Origin of the sequence: Flavobacterium sp. DSR3-2, assembly GCF_049896525.1 — a bacterium.
Lineage (GTDB): Bacteria > Bacteroidota > Bacteroidia > Flavobacteriales > Flavobacteriaceae > Flavobacterium.
Genome location: NZ_JAFCUM010000001.1, coordinates 185,737 through 209,532, shown reverse-complemented (window position 1 = coordinate 209,532; position 23,796 = coordinate 185,737). Strand labels below are relative to the sequence as shown.

The 23,796-nt window shown below is 36.0% G+C and carries 22 protein-coding genes and 2 tRNA genes; 12 read left to right on the top strand and 12 right to left on the bottom strand.

Going from position 1 to position 23,796, the window contains the following annotated elements:
* Nucleotides 1-85: 85 nt before the first annotated feature.
* The 5 genes from ACP7AV_RS00905 to ACP7AV_RS00885 all read right to left on the bottom strand — a co-directional run bounded on the left by ACP7AV_RS00905 (nt 86) and on the right by ACP7AV_RS00885 (nt 4,206).
* Nucleotides 86-868, bottom strand: a complete 783-nt coding sequence (locus tag ACP7AV_RS00905) for a DUF3050 domain-containing protein (RefSeq protein WP_426062710.1) — start codon at nt 866-868, stop codon at nt 86-88.
* 92 nt (nt 869-960) lie between these two features.
* Nucleotides 961-2,139 (bottom strand): acyl-CoA dehydrogenase family protein, encoded by a 1,179-nt coding sequence (locus ACP7AV_RS00900; protein WP_426062711.1) that lies wholly within the window; start codon nt 2,137-2,139, stop codon nt 961-963.
* Nucleotides 2,140-2,314: 175 nt separating this feature from the next.
* A complete protein-coding gene (locus ACP7AV_RS00895; RefSeq protein WP_426090391.1) occupies nt 2,315-3,028 on the bottom strand; it encodes a tRNA1(Val) (adenine(37)-N6)-methyltransferase in 714 nt (237 codons plus the stop codon).
* A gap of 77 nt (nt 3,029-3,105) precedes the next feature.
* Nucleotides 3,106-3,630: a ribosome maturation factor RimM gene (gene rimM / locus ACP7AV_RS00890; protein WP_426062713.1), complete on the bottom strand. Its 525-nt coding sequence runs from the start codon at nt 3,628-3,630 to the stop codon at nt 3,106-3,108.
* Between the two features lie 15 nt (nt 3,631-3,645).
* Entirely contained in the window at nt 3,646-4,206 is a 561-nt protein-coding gene (locus tag ACP7AV_RS00885; RefSeq protein ID WP_091203130.1) for a 30S ribosomal protein S16, read from the bottom strand.
* A gap of 200 nt (nt 4,207-4,406) precedes the next feature.
* Between ACP7AV_RS00885 and ACP7AV_RS00880 the strand changes: the two genes are divergently transcribed.
* Both ACP7AV_RS00880 and ACP7AV_RS00875 read left to right on the top strand, forming a co-directional pair.
* Complete coding sequence (locus ACP7AV_RS00880; RefSeq protein WP_426090390.1) at nt 4,407-4,886, top strand: DUF6252 family protein; 480 nt, start codon at nt 4,407-4,409, stop codon at nt 4,884-4,886.
* A gap of 153 nt (nt 4,887-5,039) precedes the next feature.
* On the top strand, nt 5,040-5,402 hold the full coding sequence (locus ACP7AV_RS00875; RefSeq protein ID WP_426062715.1) for an RNA recognition motif domain-containing protein: 363 nt from the start codon (nt 5,040-5,042) through the stop codon (nt 5,400-5,402).
* A gap of 122 nt (nt 5,403-5,524) precedes the next feature.
* Here the strand turns inward: ACP7AV_RS00875 and leuB are convergent, their stop codons facing one another.
* The 4 genes from leuB to leuC all read right to left on the bottom strand — a co-directional run bounded on the left by leuB (nt 5,525) and on the right by leuC (nt 10,425).
* On the bottom strand, nt 5,525-6,586 hold the full coding sequence (gene leuB / locus ACP7AV_RS00870; protein WP_426062716.1) for a 3-isopropylmalate dehydrogenase: 1,062 nt from the start codon (nt 6,584-6,586) through the stop codon (nt 5,525-5,527).
* 96 nt (nt 6,587-6,682) lie between these two features.
* Nucleotides 6,683-8,263: an alpha-isopropylmalate synthase regulatory domain-containing protein gene (locus ACP7AV_RS00865; RefSeq protein ID WP_426090389.1), complete on the bottom strand. Its 1,581-nt coding sequence runs from the start codon at nt 8,261-8,263 to the stop codon at nt 6,683-6,685.
* Between the two features lie 57 nt (nt 8,264-8,320).
* Nucleotides 8,321-8,917 (bottom strand): 3-isopropylmalate dehydratase small subunit, encoded by a 597-nt coding sequence (leuD, locus tag ACP7AV_RS00860; RefSeq protein ID WP_426090388.1) that lies wholly within the window; start codon nt 8,915-8,917, stop codon nt 8,321-8,323.
* 113 nt (nt 8,918-9,030) lie between these two features.
* Nucleotides 9,031-10,425 (bottom strand): 3-isopropylmalate dehydratase large subunit, encoded by a 1,395-nt coding sequence (gene leuC / locus ACP7AV_RS00855; protein ID WP_426090387.1) that lies wholly within the window; start codon nt 10,423-10,425, stop codon nt 9,031-9,033.
* A gap of 707 nt (nt 10,426-11,132) precedes the next feature.
* Here leuC and dnaE point away from each other — a divergent pair.
* The 6 genes from dnaE to ACP7AV_RS00825 all read left to right on the top strand — a co-directional run bounded on the left by dnaE (nt 11,133) and on the right by ACP7AV_RS00825 (nt 18,939).
* Entirely contained in the window at nt 11,133-15,677 is a 4,545-nt protein-coding gene (dnaE, locus tag ACP7AV_RS00850; RefSeq protein ID WP_426090386.1) for a DNA polymerase III subunit alpha, read from the top strand.
* 191 nt (nt 15,678-15,868) lie between these two features.
* A complete protein-coding gene (locus ACP7AV_RS00845; RefSeq protein WP_426090385.1) occupies nt 15,869-16,780 on the top strand; it encodes an outer membrane beta-barrel protein in 912 nt (303 codons plus the stop codon).
* 326 nt (nt 16,781-17,106) lie between these two features.
* Nucleotides 17,107-17,424 (top strand): thioredoxin, encoded by a 318-nt coding sequence (gene trxA, locus ACP7AV_RS00840; protein ID WP_091203124.1) that lies wholly within the window; start codon nt 17,107-17,109, stop codon nt 17,422-17,424.
* 161 nt (nt 17,425-17,585) lie between these two features.
* Complete coding sequence (locus ACP7AV_RS00835; protein WP_426062722.1) at nt 17,586-18,539, top strand: DUF58 domain-containing protein; 954 nt, start codon at nt 17,586-17,588, stop codon at nt 18,537-18,539.
* An 83-nt stretch (nt 18,540-18,622) separates the two neighbouring features.
* A tRNA-Asp gene (locus tag ACP7AV_RS00830) sits at nt 18,623-18,696 on the top strand.
* A gap of 169 nt (nt 18,697-18,865) precedes the next feature.
* Nucleotides 18,866-18,939, top strand: a tRNA-Asp gene (locus tag ACP7AV_RS00825).
* Nucleotides 18,940-19,009: 70 nt separating this feature from the next.
* Here the strand turns inward: ACP7AV_RS00825 and ACP7AV_RS00820 are convergent.
* The gene (locus ACP7AV_RS00820) at nt 19,010-19,510 is read right to left on the bottom strand and encodes a DUF456 domain-containing protein (RefSeq protein WP_426090384.1); all 501 of its coding nucleotides are present in this window, start codon (nt 19,508-19,510) and stop codon (nt 19,010-19,012) included.
* Nucleotides 19,511-19,809: 299 nt separating this feature from the next.
* Between ACP7AV_RS00820 and ACP7AV_RS00815 the strand changes: the two genes are divergently transcribed.
* Both ACP7AV_RS00815 and ACP7AV_RS00810 read left to right on the top strand, forming a co-directional pair.
* Nucleotides 19,810-19,950 carry a hypothetical protein gene (locus ACP7AV_RS00815; protein ID WP_426090383.1) on the top strand — a complete coding sequence of 47 codons (141 nt, stop codon included), beginning with the start codon at nt 19,810-19,812 and terminating at the stop codon, nt 19,948-19,950.
* Nucleotides 19,951-19,992: 42 nt separating this feature from the next.
* Nucleotides 19,993-20,469: a hypothetical protein gene (locus tag ACP7AV_RS00810; RefSeq protein ID WP_426090382.1), complete on the top strand. Its 477-nt coding sequence runs from the start codon at nt 19,993-19,995 to the stop codon at nt 20,467-20,469.
* Nucleotides 20,470-20,621: 152 nt separating this feature from the next.
* Here ACP7AV_RS00810 and ACP7AV_RS00805 read toward each other — a convergent pair whose 3' ends face one another.
* Both ACP7AV_RS00805 and ACP7AV_RS00800 read right to left on the bottom strand, forming a co-directional pair.
* Nucleotides 20,622-21,722 carry a glycosyltransferase family 2 protein gene (locus tag ACP7AV_RS00805; protein ID WP_426090381.1) on the bottom strand — a complete coding sequence of 367 codons (1,101 nt, stop codon included), beginning with the start codon at nt 21,720-21,722 and terminating at the stop codon, nt 20,622-20,624.
* Nucleotides 21,723-21,729: 7 nt separating this feature from the next.
* Nucleotides 21,730-22,704: a hypothetical protein gene (locus ACP7AV_RS00800; RefSeq protein WP_426090380.1), complete on the bottom strand. Its 975-nt coding sequence runs from the start codon at nt 22,702-22,704 to the stop codon at nt 21,730-21,732.
* Nucleotides 22,705-22,759: 55 nt separating this feature from the next.
* Here ACP7AV_RS00800 and ruvC point away from each other — a divergent pair, with 55 nt between their 5' ends.
* A complete protein-coding gene (gene ruvC / locus ACP7AV_RS00795) occupies nt 22,760-23,314 on the top strand; it encodes a crossover junction endodeoxyribonuclease RuvC (RefSeq protein WP_073205242.1) in 555 nt (184 codons plus the stop codon).
* Nucleotides 23,315-23,388: 74 nt separating this feature from the next.
* A complete protein-coding gene (locus ACP7AV_RS00790; protein WP_426090379.1) occupies nt 23,389-23,760 on the top strand; it encodes a four helix bundle protein in 372 nt (123 codons plus the stop codon).
* The last annotated feature ends 36 nt before the right edge of the window (nt 23,761-23,796 follow it).

Sequence of the window (23,796 nt, the reverse complement as noted above, 5' to 3'; positions counted from 1 at the left end):
CTTATTATCAGAAGGTGTTTTTCATTATTTTAAAATAAGATAATTAATTTCAAACAATAAGTTATTTTATAAGGAAGAATAAATTTTATGCTAATTCCACTTTCATCATAATTGTTTCCTCAATGGCATCCCAAAGTCCGATGCGTTTTTCTAAGGCTAATTTTGAAACTTCTTCTACGTCGGACCATTTTTGTGCATCCGTTCCACAAAGTTCTGTTATCATTTTCATTGCCATTGGACCGTGTTCGTCAGCATCCAGTTCTATGTGTCTTTCAAAATAATAAATGAGTTTACTCAAATCAGTATCCGGGAAATTTGCTTGAAAATTTTTCAAGATTTCAGTGAACATACTTGGAATTAAATCTTCTCTTCCAAAAGTAAAAGCGGCCGCTATTTCATGCGTTTTCCCTTCTTCAATAACTCTGAAAGTAAAGTCTAAAAAAGCTTTAATATTTGGGTGTAAATGGCTGGTTTTAATCGCAACAAATATGTTTTTAAGCGAATCCACTTCATTTAGAAATTGTTTGATTCCATCCGTGTTAGCGTTGCACGCTTCCATTGCTTCAATGTACATTTCGTAATGACTTGAGCGCTTCCCGTCTTTTGTTAAATCAGATTCTTCCGCAAGGACAATTTCGTTAATTAAATATCTGGTCTCAGGATTTTGTGTGGCAAACCATGGAGTTGTTGTGCAAGTCAATTTAGATTGTAATGCTTTCAGTAATGACATAAAATCCCAAACTGCATAAACATGATTTTCAAGAAAAGATTGTAAATCCTCAACGGTTTTTACTTTTTTGTATAAAGAATGTTGTAACAATAGTTCTTTTTGGGGCTGAATGCTATTGTTGATCGTTTCAATATTCATAGGTATTATTTTTTATGTAAATATAAAAAAGCTTCCTGTTTCCAAGAAGCTTTTACTATCAATTTTATTAATACTTTAATAATCGTTTACAACTATTTAAAAGCTGGAATCCCGGTTATATCCATGCCGGTAATTAGCAAATGGATGTCATGTGTTCCTTCGTAGGTAATCACCGATTCTAAATTCATCATGTGTCGCATGATAGAATATTCTCCGGTAATTCCCATTCCACCCAACATTTGTCTGGCTTCGCGGGCAATATGAATTGCCATATCTACATTATTTCTCTTGGCCATTGAGATTTGAGCTGTGGTAGCTCTCCCTTCATTTCTCAAAACACCTAATCTCCAAGTCAACAATTGTGCTTTGGTGATTTCAGTAATCATTTCAGCCAATTTCTTTTGTTGCAATTGTGTTCCTGCAATAGGTTTGTCAAACTGAATTCTTTCTTTCGCATAGCGTAAAGCAGTATCATAACAGTCCATGGCAGCACCAATAGCGCCCCAGGCAATTCCGTAACGTGCGGAATCAAGACAGCCAAGCGGCGCTCCTAATCCAGATTTATTTGGTAATAAGTTTTCTTTTGGAACTTTAACATTATCAAAAATTAATTCTCCAGTTGAAGAGGCACGAAGGGACCATTTATTATGTGTTTCTGGTGTGGTGAAACCTTCCATTCCTCTTTCGACAATTAAACCGTGAATTCTGCCTTCTTCATTTTTTGCCCAAACAATAGCAATATCAGCAAACGGAGCATTAGAAATCCACATTTTGGCACCATTCAATAAATAATGGTCACCCATATCTTTGAAATTTGTAATCATACTGCCTGGATCAGAACCGTAGTTAGGTTCCGTTAATCCAAAACATCCCATGTATTCTCCGGTAGCCAACTTAGGTAAATATTTTACGCGTTGCTCTTCGTTTCCGTATTTCCAAATTGGATACATCACCAACGAGGATTGTACAGATGATGTGGAACGAACGCCAGAATCTCCACGCTCAATTTCCTGCATGATTAATCCATAAGATATTTGATCTAAACCGGCACCGCCATATTCTACTGGAATATAAGGACCAAACCCACCAATTTCTCCCAAACCTTTTATGATTTGTTTCGGAAATTCAGCACGTTGCGCATAATCTTCTATAATAGGCGATACTTCTTTTTTTACCCATGCACGTGCAGAATCGCGCACCAATTTGTGTTCTTCCGTTAATAGATCGTCTAAGTTATAATAATCTGGAGATTGAAATAAGTCTGGTTTCATGGTTTTATGAATTTTATAGAGTACAAATTTACATAAAGAAATATAACAAAACGATTAACAATTGTTATATTTTAACGTATTTGATTTGTAATGAATTCGAGTATTTAAAGTACAACTAAAGGTTCAATTAAATAGGAAACTATGAAATTTTAGGAAGTGGGTTAAAGCAAGTTTTTTACATCTTTAAATAAAAATCTTTTGTCAATTCAATGTATTCGGGAGTATATTGATGTCTTGAAGTTTCAATAATTAATTCATCAATTGGAAAATTCACACTTTCTTTTCGGCTGAAAGCCAATAAGCTACGCTTAATTTCGGTAATCGGAGTTCCTTTAGCTCTAGTTATTTTTAAAGGGTAAAGTTCATATTCTTTGGCTAGAGCCAAGAAATTTTCTTCTTCTTTAAAAGGAATGATTACTGCGAATATTCCGTTCTCTGAAAGCAATAAATCTGCGGCCTCGATTAAATCTTCAAAAGGCATTGCGTCAGCAAAACGGGCTAAATCGCGTTGTTCGTTATCAGATTTGTAATCATCAGTGTAAAATGGTGGATTGGAAACAATCAAATCGTACTCGTCTTCAGGTTCTTCTACAAATTCATCTAAACCGGCATGAAAACAAAATAAGCGATCACTCCAAGGGGAGTTTTCAAAATTATCTACGGATTGCTCGTAGGCTTCTTCGTCAATTTCTAAAGCGTCAATTTGTTCCGCATTACTTCTTTGTGCGAGCATTAAAGCGATTACGCCTGTTCCCGCTCCAATATCTAAAATACTAATAGGATTGTTTTCAATAGGAGTCCATGCGCCAAGTAAAACTCCGTCAGTTCCAATTTTCATGGCACAACGATCTTGTTCAAGGGAAAATTGTTTGAATTGGAATTTGGACATAGAAAATTCTAATTTCAGATTGCAGATTAACGATTTTTGAGGAACTGAACACTAAAAACTGAATACTGAACACTAACTTAAAGGTACATTTCAATAAGTCCTTCTGGTAAATCCATGATGACTTTTTTGTTTTCCCTATCAATTTTCACAAGGAAATGGTCAATCATTGGAATAAGAATTTCTAGATCACCGTTTAAAACTTCAAAAAGAGGTTGGGCAGTAGTATCATTCACGGATTGAATTTTCCCGACAACACCAAGGCGTTTATCTTCAACTTCAAAACCAATTACTTCATGGAAATAGAATTTGTTACCGGTAAGTTTTGGCAACATATTCAAAGGAAGATATATAGCGTTTCCTATTATTGCATCGGCATCTTCTTCGGTGTTCATGTCTTCAAAACGAATTCGGAGAAAGTCATTTTTATGCAATGAACTGCTTTCAATAAAAAAAGGAACCAAGTGTTTGTTGCATTCAACAAACACTGATTCCAAGTTTTCGTATAACTCAGGTTCGTCCGTGTCTAGATAGGCAAGAACTTCTCCTTTGAAACTAAATTTTTTAGCGATCTTACCTAAGTAGAAACAATCTTCTTTACGCATTTTCGCCTTCTAAAATTATGCTTCAGTTGTTTTGTTATTTTCTTCTTCAGCAGGAGCTTCTTCAGCTTCGACTTCAGCAACTTCTTCTTCAACAGCTGGAGTTGCAGCAGCGATAGCATCAGCTTCTGCTTGAGCAGCTGCAGCTAAACGTTTAGCGTTAACATCTTGTTCTGCTTTGAAAGCTTTAACTTTAACGTCAGCTTGTGCTTTAGTTAAACCTTCTTTTTTAGCATCAACTTTTCCAGATTTTGCATCTAACCAATCCGCTAATTTTGCATCAGCTTGTTCTTGAGTTAAAGCTCCTTTACGGATACCACCATCAAGGTGATGTTTCAATAAAGCTCCTTTGTAAGAAAGAATTGCTTTTGCAGTATCAGTTGGCTGAGCACCATTGTGTAACCATTTTACTGCACTATCAAGGTTTAAGTCGATAGTTGCTGGGTTTGTGTTTGGATTGTAAGTACCAATTTTCTCTAGGTATTTACCATCTCTTTTTGAGCGAGCATCTGCTGCTACAACCCAGTAAAAAGGTTTTCCTTTTTTACCGTGTCTTTGTAATCTAATTTTTACTGACATAATCTTATGATTAAATTTTGAGGTACTCGACCTCGATTAATTAAGGGTGCAAAGATACATCTTTTATTGATAATTGCTAATCCGAACAATAATTTAATGAACTAGAGTAGCTTAAGTATAATTTTGGTTGGCTTTTTTATTAGGGTTCTGTTTTTTTAAGCATTATTACATTATTTTTGTTTGTTCTAAAGCACTTTTTTATGAAAAAATATTTAATGTTTCTGGTGGTAGTTTTTTTTCTAATTTCTTGCGAGGAAGACATTAGTTTTAACAACCCTTATTTTCAAGGAATGAAAGACAATGTGTTTTGGAGAGCAGTGGATTCTAAAGCTTTTTTGGCCGCTGATGGATCTTTGATAATCGAAGGATATACCGGAGATGAGGTTTTGACTTTAAGAACCACTTCTACAAAAGCGCAAAAATATCCTTTGGGCACCAGTAGCTCCAAAACAGCTGTTTATGTACTGACAAATGGTACTGTTGAAATTTCATTTGCAACTGGAATTGGCATTGGTAACGGTGAAATTGTTATAACTGAATATGATAATGTGGGTAATACCATATCAGGGACATTCAAATTTAAAGCAGAGAACGTAGATGGTAATCCTTTAGGAGGTGGTATTTTGAATTTTCAGCAAGGTGTTTTTTATAAGGTACCAGTAAGTTTGCAAGTCCCATAAATGATGGCAATTTGCGTTCTTACATCACAGAAGCACGATATTTTATCAGATTAATATTGTTTTTAAATTTAAAATAAAAACATAAATAAGCTTATATATAGTAGATTAGAATAAAAATGCAGTACATTTGTTCTATTATTTAAATAAGTACATATGAATATTTTTGTTGGAAGCCTTCCATTCAGTATTGAGGAAGCAGATTTAAGAGAGTCTTTCGAGGCTTACGGAGCAGTTGATTCAGTTAAAATTATTACTGATAAATTTACTGGAAGAAGTAAAGGATTTGGTTTTGTTGAGATGCCAAATGATGACGAAGCTCAAAAGGCAATTGACGAATTGAACGGAGCTACTGTTCAAGGACGTGCGATAGTAGTAAACAAATCTGAGCCTAAGCCAGAAGGTGAAAGAAGAAGTTTTAACAATAACAGTCGTGGTGGAGATTCACGCGGTGGTTATGGTGGTGGAAGCAGCCGTGGTGGAGAAAACCGTGGTGGTGGAAACAGAGGAGGATATTAATATTTTTTTCTAGTTATATAAAAAGGTGTCAATGTAAATTGACACCTTTTTTGTTTGTATACGGTAGAGAGCAATGCACAGACGCTATCTAGAGAACGCACTGCAGTGCGTCTCTACATTTTTTATAAATTAGCAACCAGCCAGTCACCAACTTCACTCGTTTTATATGCTTTACTTCCCATTGACACTAAATCCTCCGTTACAATTCCTTGCTCTAACGATTTGTTAACTGCTGTTCTAATCGCTTCTGCTTCTCCTTTTAATCCAAAAGCATCTTCAAACATCATCGCTGCTGATAATACAGTCGCCAATGGATTAGCGATATTTAGACCTGTTGCCTGTGGATAAGATCCATGTATAGGTTCGTACAAAGAAGTGTGTTCTCCTACAGATGCTGATGGCATTAATCCCATTGAGCCAGATATTACAGATGCTTCATCCGTTAAAATATCTCCAAATAAATTTTCAGTAATCAAGACGTCATAGGAATTCGGCCATTGCACCAACCGCATCGCAACCGCATCGACAAATTCGTAATTCACTTCAACTTCTGGATAGTCTTTTTCCATTGCTTGTACTGTCTCTCTCCACAATCGGGAAGTTTCCATTACATTGGCTTTATCTACACAGCACAGTTTTTTGGTTCGTGTCATGGCTAATTCAAATCCTTTTTTAGCCAAACGTTGTACTTCGACTCTTGTATAACTACAAGTATCATAAGCTGTTTCGCCACCGTCTTTTCTTCCTTTTTCTCCAAAATAAATTCCTCCGGTAAGTTCTCTTAAAAATACCAAATCAGTTCCTTCGATCCGTTCTCTTTTCAAGGGAGAATTGTCGATCAATGAAGGAAAAGTAAACGTTGGACGAATGTTGGCAAACAAACCTAATTTTTTACGCATCAATAATAATCCTTGTTCCGGGCGAACGGGTGCCGTTGGGTCGTTATCATATTTTGGATGTCCAATGGCTCCAAATAAAACAGCATCTGCTTTCATGCAAATTTCATGTGTTTCGTCAGGATAAGGAACTCCAACGGCATCAATGGCACAAGCTCCAGTAAGTGCAGGAGTCCAAGTGATTTCATGGTTAAATTTTTTTGCAATTGCATCCGAAACTTTTACAGCTTCATTGATTACTTCGGGTCCAATTCCGTCTCCGGCTAAAAGGGCTATGGTAAATTTCATATTAATAGTGTTTTCCTCCCCCCAGCCCCCTCCGAAGGAGGGGGAGACTAGGTGGAATAGGATTGGGTTTATAGTATGTGTTAAATCTCTTTAATTTTATTCCAAATTTTCAAGCTCCAATTTCGGCTTGGCTCCCTCCCCTCCGGGGAGGGCTGGGGAGGGGATTACATTCAACATTTTCTGGGTTGCTATAATTGCGGCAACCGTTTGATCCGAATCTAATCCTCTGGTTTTAAATTCTTTTTCATTATTTGTCCAAGTGATTATGGTTTCGCATAATGCATCAGAACTGCTCCCTGGAGGAATTCGTACGGCGTAATCGATCAATTTAGGCAATTCTAAATTTTTGCTTTTGTATATTTTTGCCAATGCATTCATAAAAGCATCAAATTGACCATCACCTTGCGCGTGCTCTTCAATAATTTCGCCATCTATTTTTAAGGATAAAGTAGTTGATGGACGCATGCCTTTTGCATGAGATAATATATAAGACTCGACAACAACTTTTTCCTGATAGGTTTGGCTGTCCAAAACATCAGAGATAATGTAAGGCAAATCTTCTTTGGTAACTGTTTCTTTTTTGTCGCCCAATTCAATGATGCGTTGGGTGACTAATTTTAAGTCGTGCGGATTTAATTTTAAACCTAATTCCTGAAGGTTTTTTTCAATATTAGCTTTTCCAGATGTTTTTCCTAATGCATATTTTCTCGTTCTGCCAAAACGTTCCGGAAGTAAATCATTAAAATATAAGTTGTTTTTATTATCTCCGTCGGCATGAATACCTGCAGTTTGCGTAAACACGTTGTCACCTACAATAGGTTTGTTAGCAGGAATTCTATAACCGGTAAAAGTTTCTACAAATTTACTCACAGAATATAATGAAGATTCTTTGACACCGATTTCTATTTGTTGAAAAAAGTCATTAATTACAGCAACAGTACTTTCGAGTGGTGCATTTCCGGCGCGTTCTCCCATTCCGTTTACGGTTACGTGAAGTCCTTGAATTCCAGCTTTTACAGCTTCCATTACATTTGCGATACTTAAATCGTAGTCATTGTGTGCATGAAAATCAAAATGGGTATTTGGGTATTTCGTTACAATTTTAGAAATAAATTCAAAAGTTTCAGAAGGTATTAAAACGCCTAGTGTGTCCGGTAGTAAGATTCTTTTGATCGGTTGCTTGGTCAAAAAATCTAAATATTGAAAGACATATTCAGGTGAATTGCGCATTCCGTTACTCCAGTCTTCCAGATAAACATTCGTTTCAATATTATTTTCTTTAGCTAAAGCTATTGTTTGTGCAATTTCAGTAAAATGTTGTTCGGGTGTTTTTTTTAACTGATGTGTTAAATGATTCAAAGATCCTTTAGTTAATAAATTCTGCACCTTTGCACCAGTATTTTTCATCCATTCAATAGAAAGTCCTCCGTCGACAAAAGTTAAGACTTCAATGCGGTTACTATATCCTTTTTCTGAAGCCCATGACATGATCCCTTTTACACCTTGAAACTCTCCTTCACTCACTCTTGCTGAAGCAATTTCGATTCTATCAATATTTAATTCTTCCAACAACAATTGCGCAATGGTTAATTTTTCTGCAGCAGAAAATGATACTCCCGAGGTTTGTTCACCATCACGGAGTGTTGTATCCATTATTTCAATTTTTCTTCTTTCCATTATAAATTTGATGCTAAAAGTGGTTTTGACTTCCGTAATTTGAAGTCGTGTTTGTTTCTAGTAAGGAAGCTTGTTTGCAAAATCAACAATTTCTTCTTTGATGTTTTGTAAATAGTCAATATCATCAAAACCGTTGACCATATTGTCTTTTTTATAACCAGAAATATCAAAAGATTCTTTTTGACCAGTTGCTAATAAAGTGATAGTTTGCTCCGGAAGATTGATTTCCAATTTTGTTTTTGGATCCGCTTCAATAGCCTCAAAAATTGTTTCAGCAAATTCAGGACTCACTTGAACCGGTAAAACACCAATATTCAAGCAATTTCCTTTGAAAATATCTGCAAAGAAACTGGAGACAACAGCGCGAAATCCGTAATCGTAAACTGCCCAAGCTGCGTGCTCTCTGGAAGAACCTGAACCAAAGTTTTTTCCGCCTACCAATATTTTTCCGCTATAAGTTGCGTCATTCAATACGAAATCTGCTTTTGGGGTGTCATCTCCATTGTATCTCCAGTCACGGAAAAGGTTATCGCCAAAACCAACACGTTCAGTTGCTTTTAAGAAACGCGCAGGAATGATTTGATCAGTATCTACATTTTCTATCGGTAACGGCACTGCGCTACTCGTAAGGATGTTAAATTTATCGTATGCCATTTGATTTTTAGATTAGCCTCCCAAACCCCGAAGGGGGAGTTGTAGAAGGACGTATGTTTTTTTGTAAAATGTTTTCGTATTTCGAGAAATTCCCCCTTCGGGGGTTAGGGGGCTTACATTAGCTCCCTTGGATCTGTCAACATTCCAGTAACTGCAGCTGCAGCTGCCATAATTGGACTTGCCAATAAAGTTCTTGAACCCGGACCTTGACGACCTTCGAAATTTCTGTTTGAAGTACTTACCGCATATTTTCCTGCAGGTACTTTGTCATCGTTCATTGCTAAACAAGCGGAACAACCAGGCTGACGCAATACGAAACCAGCTTCGTTAAGTATGTCCAGCAGCCCTTCTTCTTTAATCTGTGCCTCTACAACATGCGAACCTGGAACTAACCATGCGGTAACATTGTCGGCTTTTTTTCTGCCTTTTACAATTTCTGTAAAAGCTCTGAAATCTTCAATTCTACCATTGGTACAACTTCCTAGGAAAACAAAATCAATTGGTTTGCCAACCATTACGTCATTTTCTTTAAAACCCATGTAGGCTAAAGATTTTTTATATGTTTCGGCGCCACCTTTAACCTGGTTAGCATTTGGAATAGTTGCCGAGATGCCAATTCCCATTCCAGGATTTGTTCCATAGGTAATCATTGGTTCAATATCTGAAGCATTGATATTTAATTCGGTATCAAAAACGGCATCAGCATCTGTTTTTAATGTTTTCCAATACGCTACCGCTTTGTCCCAAGCTTCGCCTTTTGGAGCGTATAACCGTCCTTCTAAAAAATCGAATGTTTTTTGGTCCGGAGCAATCATACCGCCACGAGCACCCATTTCGATACTCAAGTTGCAAACGGTCATACGACCTTCCATAGACATGTTTTCAAAAACATCTCCTGCATATTCCGCAAAATATCCTGTGCCTCCAGAAGTAGTTAATTGAGAAATAATATAAAGTGCAACATCTTTTGGACCCACGCCTTTGCTCAATTCACCATTTACGTTGATGCGCATTTTCTTTGGTTTTGGCTGCATGATACATTGTGTAGCCATCACCATTTCTACCTCCGAAGTTCCGATACCAAAAGCAATAGCACCAAAAGCGCCATGAGTAGAAGTATGAGAATCTCCACAAACAATAGTGGCGCCAGGTAATGTAATTCCGTTTTCAGGACCTACCACGTGAACGATACCATTTTTTTGGTGACCTAATCCCCAGTGAGAAATACCATATTCTGCTGCGTTGTCTTCCAATGCTTTTAGCTGATTGGCAGATAATGCATCTTGAACTGGTAAATGTTGATTTATAGTTGGGGTATTGTGATCGGCAGTAGCAAAAGTACGTTCTGGGTATAAAACTGAAATTCCTCTTTCTTTTAAACCCAAAAAAGCTACCGGACTAGTAACTTCATGGATGAAATGACGGTCAATAAAAAACACGTCCGGTCCATCTTCAATTTTTCGCACCACGTGCGAATCCCATACTTTGTCGAATAATGTAGTACTCATTTTAATATGTTTTTAATGTATTTTTTTATAGCCAAATTGGCTATGACGATAACAATGAAAGCAAAACTAAAAAAAGAATCAAGTCTTTATTTTTTAATATTTCATTATATACGATACCCAAAACCGTTTTAGAGCATTTCTTTACTGATTTTTAGCTTTTAAGCTTTTTTTACAGTAACGTAGTTTTTTATTTTGATATAATAAAAAATTAATTTTTGGCGGGTTTTTATAATTATCGAATTGCTAAAATATGCTTATAAAAAGCTATTATATTTATAAATATGTAATTAAATGGCAATAAAATCGACTTTTTTTTAATATTAAATTTGTTATTTGACTTTAGTTGAAGTTGTTTTTAAAACTGATTTTATTAGTAAATGACATATTTTTCAACCGTATTTCAGTATTTTTTTTGATGAAATACTACGACATCCAAAAAATCAATACGGATTCTTTTTATCTTTTTAACAAGATGCTGCTAAGATAATTTGTTGAAAATGATTGTGGTTTTAATGGGAGAATAATCCTGAAAAATATATTTGTTTTTTGTTGATTATTTGCTTCTATTTCATTCGAAAAAAACTAAATTTGAAATTCATTTTTGGTTACTTTTATTAATTTTAAAGTGTTTAAAACCAGTTAAATACACGGTCCGAATCTAAGGATTTTGACACCCTTCCCTTCGGGGAGGGCTGGGGAGGGGATTTATGTACTTAATATTCGATACCGAAACTACAGGATTACCAAAGCGTTGGGGCGCACCTATTTCTGATACGGACAACTGGCCACGTTGTATTCAGATCGCTTGGCAGTTGCACGATGATGTGGGAAAACTCATAGAGCATCAAGATTATTTAATCCAGCCCGAAGGTTTTAATATTCCGTATGACGCTGAAAGGATTCACGGAATTTCTACAGAATTGGCGAAAGCCGATGGGATTTCGTTAGCAGAAGTTTTAGAAAAATTCAATATCGCATTAGGCAAAGCCAAATTCATCGTTGGTCAGAATTTAGGTTTTGACATCAATATTATGGGTTGCGAATTTTACAGAATGGGTGTTGAAAGCCAGATGAGTTCGATGCCGATACTAGATACCTGTACTGAAATTACCGCTTCTTTGTTGAAATTGCCAGGTGGTCGAGGTGGAAAATTCAAATTGCCAACCTTAACGGAATTACACTCTTATCTTTTTAATAAACCTTTTGGTGAGGCGCACAACGCCACTGCCGATGTCGAGGCAACTACGCGTTGTTTCTTAGAGTTAATTCGTCGAGATATTTTCACAAAGGAGGAATTAGATGTTCCATCCAGTTATTTTCAAGATTTTCAAAATAAAAATCCAAGCGAGATTAAACTCATTGGTTTAAAACATATTAATCTTAAGGAAGCTTCAGATAAAATCCGCCAACAGTTTGGCGAAAAACAAGCTCCGACCGTTTCAAGAGCAGCGCTTTCTGAGAATAAAAAAGTACTTACAGATGCGCCTTTCGTGCATTTGCACAATCATACGCAGTTCTCGGTGTTGCAATCTACTATTAGTATTGCGGCATTGGTAAAAGCGGCGGCACAACAAAAAATGCCTGCGGTTGCTATGACGGATCATGCGAATTTGATGGGTGCTTTTCATTTTGTCCGCGATATTTTATATCATAATAAAGCGGCTGAGGCCAAGAATAAAGCGGCAATCGAAAATGGTGAAGAGCCTACCGAAGTTCCGATGAAACCAATTGTAGGTTGCGAATTCTTTGTTTGTGAGGACCATAAAAACAAAAAAGTAAAAGACAATGGATACCAAATAGTGCTTTTGGCGAAGACTAAAAAAGGCTATCATAATTTGGCGAAAATATCTTCCATCGCTTACACGGAAGGTTTTTATTATGTGCCTAGAATCGACAGGAAAGTTATTCAGGAATTCAAAGAAGACATTATTGTTTTGTCTGGAAATCTTTATGGCGAAATTCCAAATAAGATTTTAAATATTGGTGAAAACCAAGCTGAAGAGGCCTTGATTTGGTGGAAAAACGAGTTCAAGGAAGATTTTTATATCGAAGTGATGCGCCACAATCAGGAAGATGAAAATCGGGTGAATGCTTCTTTGATTTCATTGGCAAGAAAACACGATGTCAAAATTGTTGCGACAAACAATACGTTTTATATAGACAAGGAAAATTCAAATGCGCACGATATTTTGCTTTGTGTGCGTGATGGCGAAAAACAAACCACACCTATTGGTCGTGGTCGCGGCTATCGTTATGGATTGCCCAATCAGGAATATTATTTCAAGTCGGGAGACGAAATGAAGCAGCTTTTTGCAAATTTACCCGAAGCGATTTCGAACATTTCGGAGATTGTGGATAAAATTGAAATTTTCGATTTGGCGCGGGAAGTTTTATTGCCAAAATTTGAAATCCCTGTTGAATTTAATAATCCCGAAGATGCAGTTGATGGAGGAGTACGGGGGGAAAATGCCTATTTAAGACATTTGACTTTAGAAGGTGCTAATCGCAGATATCCTGTAATCACCGAAGAAATTCAGGAACGACTAGACTTTGAATTATTAACAATTTCTAATTCTGGTTATCCGGGATATTTCCTAATTGTACAAGATTTAATTGCCGAGGCGCGAAGTATGGGCGTTTCGGTAGGGCCAGGAAGGGGTTCTGCAGCTGGATCGGTGGTGGCGTATTGTTTGAAGATTACCAATATCGATCCATTGATGTACAACCTGCTTTTTGAGCGTTTCCTGAATCCGGATCGTGTGTCACTTCCCGATATTGATATCGATTTTGATGATGAGGGACGAAGCAGCGTAATGGATTATGTGATCCGGAAATACGGTTCGAAACAAGTGGCACAAATTATCACTTACGGTAAAATGGCAACAAAATCAGCCATTCGGGATACCGCTCGTGTTTTGGATTTGCCTTTGTTTGAAGCAGATAAAATTGCGAAATTGATTCCGGGAATGATGCCTTCTAAGTGGAATTTAGCCCGTTTTTTAAATGAAAAAGAAGATGTAATTAAAAAAGCGGTTCGTCCGGAAGAATTTGATAAAATAAAAGAATTAATAGGACTAGCGAATGAAGATGATCTGGGTGGAGAAACGATTCAGCAAGCCAAAGTTTTAGAAGGAAACTTAAGAAATACAGGAATTCACGCCTGTGGAGTGATTATTACGCCAAGTGATATTACTGATTTTGTTCCGGTGGCTACCGCCAAAGATTCGGATTTGTATGTGACGCAATTTGACAACTCGGTGGTGGAAAGTGCGGGTTTATTAAAGATGGACTTCTTGGGTTTGAAAACTCTGACTCTGATTAAAGATACGGTCAAATTAGTTAAATATAGAAGTGGAATTGACCTAAATCCCGATGAATTTCCAATTGATGATTTAAAGACTTATGAGCTTTTTCAACGAGGAGAGACGGTGGGGATTTTCCAGTATGAGAGTCCGGGAATGCAGAAATACATGAAGGAATTGAAGCCTACGGTTTTTCCCGATTTGATTGCCATGAATGCATTGTATCGTCCGGGACCGATTGCTTACATACCAAGTTTCGTCAAGCGAAAAAATGGTGAAGAGCCAATTGTATATGATCTTGATGCCTGCGAAGAATTACTAAAAGATACGTACGGAATTACCGTTTACCAGGAACAAGTAATGCTTTTGTCTCAAAAACTAGCGGATTTTTCCAAAGGTGATGCCGACGTTTTGCGTAAAGCGATGGGAAAAAAGCAAAAGGATGTTTTAGATAAAATGAAACCTAAATTTATCAGTCAGGCGGCCGCCAAAGGTCATGCCGAAGATAAATTAGAAAAAATATGGAAAGACTGGGAAGCTTTTGCGGAATATGCCTTTAATAAATCACACTCGACTTGTTATGCTTGGATTGCATACCAAACTGCTTATTTAAAAGCCAATTACCCAGCCGAATATATGGCTGCGGTTTTGTCCAATAACATGAGTGATATCAAACAGGTTTCGTTCTTTATGGAAGAATGTAAACGTATGGGATTACAAGTTTTGGGACCCGATGTCAACGAGTCATTTTACAAGTTTACCGTTAACGATGATTACGCGGTACGTTTTGGAATGGGAGCCGTGAAAGGCGTGGGTTCTGGTGCAGTAGCGACTATTGTAGAAAGAAGAAAAGACGGAAAATACAAGTCTATTTTTGATTTGACCAAACGTATTGATTTGCGTGCAGCGAATAAAAAAGCATTGGAAAATCTGGCCTTGGCCGGAGGATTCGATTCTTTTTTAGGAACAACACGAGCGCAATATTTTCATGATGATGGCGACGGAATTACATTTTATGAAAAAGCGATTCGGTATGGGTCTAAATTTCAGGAAAACGAAAATTCATCGCAAGTGAGTTTGTTTGGTGATGCCAGCGATGTGCAAATCGCTGAACCGATCGTGCCACCTTGTGAGGATTGGAGTACGATGGAAAAATTATCAAGAGAGAAAGAAGTTGTTGGGATTTATATTTCGGGTCATCCTCTGGATGATTTTAGATTTGAAATGAAATATTTTTGTAATTCTAAGCTGGAAGCGCTTAGAAACATGGAAATGTATGTGGGCAAAAGCTTAACATTTGCCGGAATTGTAAGCAATTTTCAACGCAGAACCGCAAAGAATGGTAAAGATTGGGCAATCTTTACTTTAGAAGGCTTTGACGAGAGTTTTGAGTTTAAGATTTTTGGAGAGGAATATTTGAAGTTCTATCATTTTTTATACAACAATCAGTTTGTTTTTATAAAAGTTCTGATAAAAGAAGGCTGGGTCAATCAAGACACAGGAAAAAAAAGCGAGCCCAGATTGCAGTTTACAGAAGTAAAACAATTACAGGATGTACTGTCAACGTTTGCTAAAAAACTGATTTTATATTTGAATATTAAAGATTTACAAGCGGATTTTATCCATAAATTAAGTCATCTTTTTCAAGAGAATAAAGGCGACAACTCAGTGTCTTTTGAAATCATGGAATTGGAAAAAACGAAACGAATTGTTGCTGTTGCTCCTGTTGAGATTGAAAATGATGAGGTAGCTTTTATTGATGATAATGAAGATTCTGAAATGGAAACGCTAGAAATCCCGGAGACAGAAACTTTGGCAAAAGTGGAAGAAGTTGAAGAGATTAAAGTTGTAACCAAACTTACTATGCCAAGCAGAAAATTGAAAATAAAAATCTCAAACGAACTGCTGGTGGAGTTGGAAAAAATGCAGGTTAACTTCAAATTGAATTAAAAATCCACGGATTATAAACGAAATCTGTAGAATCTCATGTTAAGTCTGTTGTGTAATTAGTGTCATTTTAAATTTTATCTAAACCTTCAATTGTAATCTTTTGTTTTTATTTAACATATTATTCATCGCATTTGTCATTAATTTTTCATCAAAAATGGTTTATTTTTACATAAATGATAATAAACGAAATTATGAAAAAGCAATTATTTTTATTGGGATTTGCGATTTGTTCGATCACAATGGTAGGGCAAACGGAAAAAAAAGAAAGTTGGTATTTTAAAGTAGCAGGATCTTATTTTACTCAAACGGCTGCCACTGAGTTCCCTACTGTAGGAGGAAATGCAGCTTTGAATAAAGTATACGTAGGTGGAAAATTAGTTTCTGAAGAGAGTGTTACAGGTTCATTTGGTGAAGGTTTTAGAAGTGGAGCAGCAGTTGGTTACAGATTCAATACTCGTTTGGGAGCAGAAATGGGAATTAATTATTATTCTAGTGCTGATAAAACGATGGCTCAAACTACTACAGATATAATTTTTATTTCTAGTGGTCGTCCTGTTTACAATTTTAAATCAGTGGGACAAATCAGTGCTTTTGATTTAGCACCTGCTTTAGTTTTGTTTTTAGGAGAGCAGAATGGTTTTGAACCATATACTAAAGTTGGAGTTCTTGTGCCAGTGTATGGGGATTTAGAAATTACTACAGATGCAATTGCACCAACTGGTGTCGCTAGTCCAGCTACTGCAGCCATTCATAGTGTGGACAAGGTGAAACCGAATCCTACTGTTGGTTTTATGGCGGTACTAGGGACCTCTTATAAATTGGGAAAAAATATTTCGGCATTTGCAGAATTAGAATACCGTAATTTTACCGTTCATGGTAAATCGAAAGAAACTACTGAATTTACTATGAATGGTCAAAATGCTTTGGCTGGCAGAACTGAAGCTCAAATTCACACGAATTATGTAAATCGTTTGGATGTTAATTCAAATAATGCTGCGACAAATCCTAATGGATTGAATTCTACTAAACCAATGGATGAATTAAGTTCTTATGTTGGAATCAGTGGTCTTGGTTTGACACTTGGATTGAAATATAGCTTGTAATACAACTTTTTAAAGGTGAAGGGATGTTTGAAAAAGCATCCCTTTTTTGTTTTAAAAAAATTCGTTTTGGAAACACGGGTTAATAGCCCTGATGGGAGCGGCATCCTTTTCCGGCTTTTTTAAGCCGGAAAAGATATAGCGTACAGCGGGAAATAGCTTCAAGAAAGAAGGAAAAAGTATTTTATAAAAGTTATGGATAGGAATTGATAATAGGTTAATAGTCAAAACTAATTTGAGAATAGTGTTTGATTTGTTTTTAATTTCTAAATTTGTATTCTAGTTTGAAACTTTAAGATATTCAAACGCTAAACTTTAAATAAAATATTATGGCATTAGCAATAACAGATGCTACTTTTGAAGAAGTAGTTTTGAAATCAGACAAACCGGTAATGGTGGATTTTTGGGCAGCATGGTGTGGACCTTGTAGAATGGTAGGTCCAATCATTGATGAATTGAGCAACGAATACGAAGGTAAAGTTGTTGTAGGTAAAGTTGATGTTGATGCGAACCAAGAATTTGCTGCTAAATATGGTGTTAGAAACATCCCAACAGTATTGGTTTTTCATAAAGGTGAAGTAGTAGGAAAACAAGTAGGAGTTGCTCCAAAACAAACTTACGCAGATAGTTTAGACGCTTTGTTGTAATCGGTAGATTATGATTTATATAGAATCCGTAAGGATTCAGAGAGAAGGTTTGACGAAAGTCAAGCCTTTTTTTGTTTAAGCTAAATTTATTTCCGTTGTTAAATTTAGTTTCTGTAATGGTTTAATTTTTAAATTGTTCAATCTTTTAATATATTTGGAATATGAAGATCGAATCGCAAATAGAGAAAATTTCCAGTTTCCAGCATCTGGAGTTGCTGGCCAATCAGGTTGTGGAGGGTTTTATTTCAGGTATGCATAAAAGTCCGTTTCATGGATTTTCGGCTGAATTTGCCGAGCATAAAGTCTATAATGTTGGCGAAAGCACTAAACATATTGACTGGAAGTTGTTTGCCAAAACCGATCGTTTGTACACCAAACGATTTGAGGAAGAGACTAATTTGAGGTGTCATATTATTATCGATAATTCCTCGTCAATGCATTATCCGAAATTAAAAGAAAGTCAGAACTTTTTTGAGAACAAAATTGGGTTTTCGGTGTTGGCTTCGGCGGTTTTAATGAGTCTGTTGAAGAAACAGCGAGATGCTGTCGGATTAAGTGTGTTTTCAGATACTTATGAGTACTACGCGCCAGAAAAAGGCAGTGATCGCCACCATCGAATGATTTTAAATACACTCGAAGGTCTTTTAGAAAAACCTGTGACAAAGAAAAACACGGATACTATTACTTTTTTGCATCAAATAGCGGAAAAAATTCACCGTCGTTCGATGATTATCTTATTTACGGATATGTTTCAATCCGGTCCCGAATCCCGAAGTCTCGGCACGGGAGAAGAAGCGCTGTTTAATGCGCTGCAACATTTAAAACACAATAAGCATAAAGTGGTCTTATTTCATGTTGTCGATAATAAGACAGAGTTAAATTTTGACTTTGATAACGCTCCAAGAAAGTTTATTGATGTGGAAACGGGAGAAGAAGTAGCGATTTTTGCGGATAATGTGAAAGAAGAATACGAAAAGCAAGTTAAAAGTTACTTCAAGAAGTTGGCTTTAACCTGTTCTCAAAACCAAATAAAATATATTCCGGTGAGTGTGAATGAAAGTTTTGAAAAAGTTTTAATGACATACTTGGTTGAAAAACAAAACTTTGGATATTGATGTGAAATTTTATCAATTATTTTTTCAAAAAACGCTTGCGTAAACGGAAATCTATTGTATCTTTGCCACCGCAATAACGCAGAGGTTTGGTAGTTCAGTTGGTTAGAATACATGCCTGTCACGCATGGGGTCGCGGGTTCGAGTCCCGTCCAGACCGCAATATTGGGGAAAGCCTTTCGTAACAGAAAGGCTTTTTTGCCCCATAAGGTTTTTAACGTTAGTTGTGTTGTTTGCTACGAATTTGTAACTCGTAGCGGGTTTAGTAGTTAGACCAATGAAAAGCTTTCCACTTTTGTGGATAGCTTTTTTGATTTAAAAATAAAGCAGGTTTGGTAGTTCAGTTGGTTAGAATACATGCCTGTCACGCATGGGGTCGCGGGTTCGAGTCCCGTCCAGACCGCTCATTTAAGAAAGCCTTTCGTAATGGAAAGGCTTTTTCTTTTAAATATAGTTCTAAAACTAAAGGTACATTAAAACAACTGGGATTTATAGTTCCATACAATCCACACAAACAATCCCAAATACATTACGCAAACCACAAATTTCATAAAACTGGAAGCTAGAAACCCCGCAAAGGAACCTGCAGCCGCTTTCAAAGCCCTGTTGTGGTCTTTAAAGTCATAAATAAGTTCGCCTATCAACGCACCAACAAAAGGACCGATAATGAACCCAAAAGGAACAGGAGCAAGAATTCCAATAATTAGACCGATGTTTGTTCCCCAGATGCCATACGAGCTTCCGCCAAATTTTTTAGTTCCCTTTGCCGGAATCACGTAATCTAAAACCGAGATCATTACAGTGATTAAGAATGCAATCCCCAGAATCCAATAATTAGCCGGAACAGCTTTTGTGAAATAGAGTAATGCTAATCCAACCCAACTCACACTTGGTCCGGGTAAAATTGGTAAAAAACTACCAAATAAACCTGTAACAACGCATGCGAAACCTAAAGTTAAAAGCAGAATATCCATAAATTTATTTTTAGTAATTTTGAAAACACAAAAGCAACACGTATTACGCTAATGTTTAAGATGAAATTAATACAATTATTTTCAGTAACACTCTTATTTACTCTTTCTTTTTATTCGGTAAGCGCTCACGAGAAAAATGAAAGTGGCAAGGACCTGCTTTTAAAAGAGACCATTTACAACGCAGAGAGGGCAAAAGTACTGGATTTTTCCTCAAAGAGTTTGACGCATTATTTTTTGAATATTTGGATAAAAAATCCGGCCTTAGTTTAATATTAACAAAGGAGGAATATTATAAGGATATGATACAGACTACAACTTTTTCAGATCGATTGACGGTTCTGGATTCAGGTCAAAAAAAAATTGCAATCGAAAACAAAAAGAAATGGTTTGCTGAAAACTACGAAGATTATTTACTTTCGAAAGCATCCCAAAAAAAATAATTGTATTTTTATAAAATATTAGTCCAATTCAAAAACAAAGCCTTGAAGCAGTATTACCTCTTTTTAGTATTTCTATTTTTTAATTCCTGTCAATACTTTGACAAGCAAATTCCTTCTGAAAAGGAATTGTTGCAGAAGGAGCTGAAATCCATCAACTGGAAAGAAGTCGATGAATATCCATCAGTGGTAGATTGCGAAAAAATTGATGATAAAAAACAACGCCAACAATGTTTTTTTGAAGTTCTAACGCAGTTGATTCAGCAGAAACTGAGCGTTGACACTTTGTCGATTCTCTATCCTGAACTCGATACAATTGAAGTAAAAGTTACAGTTTTCCCAAATGCAACCCTGCAATTTGAGCCTCAATTTCCCAAAGATTCCGTGACCTACGACAAAATCAAAATCGATAGTATTCTGAAAGCCCGTTTGGTTGATTTCCCAAAAATCAATCCAGCCATCAAGCGCGGAATTCCCGTAAAAACACAATTTATTCTTCCGGTTATTCTAAAAGTAGAGTAGTTTTTTAGAAGCTATTTCCAGCTGTTCACTGTATCTTTTTCTTTTTTAAAGAAAAAAGAAAAAGGATGCCGTTTCCATCTGGGCAAGGGCTTTAGTGTAAAACAAGAAGTATCGTTTCAGAAATCAAAAATCGTTAATCAAAAATCTGCAATCTAAAATTTTCGTTCCTTCCACTCATATTTACCAAGTAAAGAATACAACGCAACACCCGTGCTAAAAAACGGATAGAACAAACTGCTCAAAATCAAATAGCTGATTTTGCTTTTATTCAAAAAATGATTGGCTTTGTAAATCAAGACAGTATCAACAATAAATTTCAGTAGGAATAATAAGAAGATATTTGGAAACGAAACTAAACCGAGTACGCAAAAGCTAATACCTAAAACCAAACACAAATTTCCAATAAAAACCAATAATCCCAATCCTTTCCCGAAAGTACTTTGATACGAGCTTGTTTTTGAAGCCCATCGAACGCGTTGGTAGAATAACGATTTCCAGTCGTTCAATGGTTTTGTGGTGACAATATTGTTTTGAGATTTTAGATAATGCACTTTTTCAGGTACTTTAGCAACTGCTTTTTGCAACAGGAATACATCATCGCCACTGGCAATCTTATCGTTTCCTTCAAAACCATTCAACTTTTTAAAAAACGATTTACTGTAAGCAAAGTTAGCGCCATTACACATAAATGCTTTGTCAATACCAAAACTACCAATGGTCGCGCCTTGTAAACTCGCTAAATCCAACTGTTGGAAATGGTGCAAAAATGAATTATTACAATCATACGTTACCGCTCCGGCAATCATAGCAACATCATTAAGTTGAATATAATTGTCCAAGGATAATAACCAGTTTGTATTGACGGTGCAATCCGCATCCGTGGTGATAATCCAGTCCGAATTTACAATTTGCATCGCAGTTCCAATCGCATCTTTCTTTGGTGAATTCGAAAACCTGACATTATTTACAACCGAAACTTTAAATTTTAAACTTGGAATGATGAACTTTTCCTCAGATTCATCGTCAACTAAAATCACTTCAAATAATTCCACAGGATAATTCAGCTTCGACAAACTTTCTAATAAAACAGGCAGATTTTCGGCTTCATTCCGGAAAGGAATAATAATGGAGAATTTTGTTTTTGGCGTCAGCCTGGTACATTCAATTGTGTTCACTTTGGTAAAACCATAAATCAGTATAATTATCGCAAAGCAATAGGAGAAAATTATGATATGTAAAATAATTGTAATCATAATTGTTTTATAAAGTTTCGTCTCCCTCACCTTTGGAGAGGGTTGGGGAGAGGATTTTATAATTTAACACATAATAAGCGCCAATTATTACCGGTAAAACCACATTTAAAAACCACATTAAAGTCGAAATGAAAATCACAATCCATTCGTTAACGCCTAAAATCGCAAAGAAATAAACCGCAACACTTCCTTTGACGGCAAAGTCCAGAAATTGAAAAGTAGGTAAGGAGGAAGCTAAAAAATAAACAGACGAAATGGTCGCAATCAATGTAAAATAAGGCAAGTCAACATCAAAAGCCAAAAACAAAAAGTAGTATTGGTGCGAAAAAACCAGATACCGGCAAATACCTAAAAAGATGTTTTTTTGATGGATGGGTTTTGGGATTTCATTAATTTTTTGAATCAGTTTTTCTATCGAATAGTCTTTAATAGTAATTTTTTTAACCGAAAATAAAATTATGAAAAGAAGTATTAGAAATCCAAAAATTAGTGCTGCCGTTTTTGTGGAAATCACATTGTACTGCGAGTTAAAATACAACAACCCGAAAATTCCAAAAATGACGGTTAATATCATTTGGATTCCGTTACAAATCAGGTTCAAGAAAATCACTTTTTTTGCGTTTGATTTATCAAAAAATAGTGCTTTTCCGGCATATTCTCCAATTCCATTTGGTGTAAATAGTCCGGCGGTTAATGCGCCAAGAACTTGTTTTGTTGCTGCTCCTAACGATATTTTATGGATAAATGCAACTAAGTTTTGCCATTTTAAGATTTCAAAAAACCGATTCAAAACACTTAATAACATAATAAACGCAATTCCGCCAATGGATTGATTTTTTTGGAATAAAACAATGAATTTTTGCCAATCCAGTTTGTCGTTGTTGGCCAATTGATTGTATATAAAATAAAACGCACCGCCCACAATCAAAATTTTGATCAGAAGTACGAGGAATTGCTTAGTTTTGTGTGGAATTGTAATCATTTGTGCAAAGTAACAAAACTTTAAACTTTTAGACTTTAAACTTTAGACTAAATCATTGGCAAACGAACGCATCATATTAGGAATTGACCCAGGAACCACGATTATGGGTTTTGGATTGATAAAAATTGTCAATAAAAAAATGGAATTTTTGCAACTGAACGAACTGCAATTGTCCAAATACGACAATCATTATCAAAAGCTGAAAATCATTTTTGAACGTACGATTGAGTTGATTGATACGCACAATCCGGATGAAATTGCGATTGAAGCGCCTTTCTTTGGTAAAAACGTACAATCGATGCTGAAGTTAGGACGTGCACAAGGAGTGGCAATGGCAGCAGGACTTTCGAGAGACATTCCCATTACTGAATACGAACCTAAGAAAATAAAAATGGCGATTACCGGAAATGGAAATGCCAGCAAAGAACAAGTTGCCAAAATGCTTCAGCAACTTTTAGGATTAAAAGAATTGCCTAAAAATCTTGACAGTACAGATGGATTAGCAGCTGCGGTTTGTCATTTTTTCAATTCTGGAAAAGTGGTGGGAGAGAAAAGTTATACCGGTTGGGATGCTTTTGTGAAACAAAACGAAGAACGAGTTAAAAAGTAGTGAGCAGTGTTCAAATTTTTAGTATTCAGTAGTATTCCTTAAATTAGAGTGTTCAGTTTTCTAAAATGTATTATATGAGATTCCAAGATTTATTAGCCTATAAAAAATCATTTGCATTAGCAATGAAGATTTTTGAAATAACAAAATCATTTCCAAAGGAAGAAACCTACTCATTAACGGATCAAATTCGACGTTCTTCAAGGAGTGTTCCTGCAACTATTGCCGAAGCATATAGAAAGAGAATTTACCCAAAACATTTTTATAGTAAGTTGACCGATTCTGATGGAGAAAATTCAGAAACACAAGTGTGGTTAGAGTTTTCCTTATCTTGTAAATATATTTCTGAAGCTATTTATCAGGAATTTATTTCTGAAAGTTTAGAAATTGGAAAACTTGTAAATTATATGATTTTGAACCCTGAAAAGTTTGGAGTTAAAAAGGAGTGATTAGTGTTCAGTTTTTTAGTATTCAGTACATATATG